Below are 618 nucleotides of genomic sequence, written 5' to 3'. Positions count from 1 at the left end.
GCCAGACGCAACACCGACGCTCGATTCGGGAAAATCCCCACAACGTCCATCCGCCGACGCATCTCTCGGTTCAGGCGCTCCAGGGGGTTCGTCGAGCAGATCTGCCGCCAGTGCTCGAAAGGGAGCGCCATGAACGCCAACACGTCCTCTTCTGCCTCCTCCAGGATGGCCATCGCCCTTGGAAACCGCCCTCGAAGCTCCGCGACCACTCGGCGAAGCTGCTCGCGAGCCGCTTCCTGCGTGGGCTGAGTGAAGATCGTCCGGATGATCGACGCCACCATTGATTGCTCTTTCTTCGGCACCTGGCTCAACACGTTCCGGATCGTGTGCACCTTGCAGCGTTGCCATGTCGCGCCTGTCAGCACCTCCGAAATGGCCTGGCGCAAGCCCGCGTGCGCGTCGCTCACCACCAGCCGCACACCTCGAAGTCCACGCTCCTTCAGTCCGCGTAGAAAGTCCGTCCAGAACGCGCCGTCTTCGCTCGTTCCCACATCGAATCCGAGCACCTCGCGCTCTCCAGTGTCCGTCACCCCAATGGCGATGACCAGCGCCATGCTCTGCACGCGGCCGCCCTCCCGCACCTTCGGGAACGTGGCATCCAACCACACGTATGGATAC

The 618-nt window shown here is 63.4% G+C and carries 1 protein-coding gene; it reads right to left on the bottom strand.

Annotation, left to right across the window (positions count from 1 at the left end):
• On the bottom strand, positions 1–618 hold a 618-nt coding region (locus tag SA87_RS11445; RefSeq protein WP_156516545.1), incomplete at both ends, for an IS256 family transposase.

It is taken from the genome of Hydrogenibacillus schlegelii, from assembly GCF_001653195.1.
Classification (GTDB): Bacteria; Bacillota; Bacilli; order Thermicanales; family DSM-22653; genus Hydrogenibacillus; species Hydrogenibacillus schlegelii.
The sequence above is the reverse complement of the archived record's forward strand: the minus strand, read 5'-3'. Positions and strand labels throughout refer to the sequence as shown.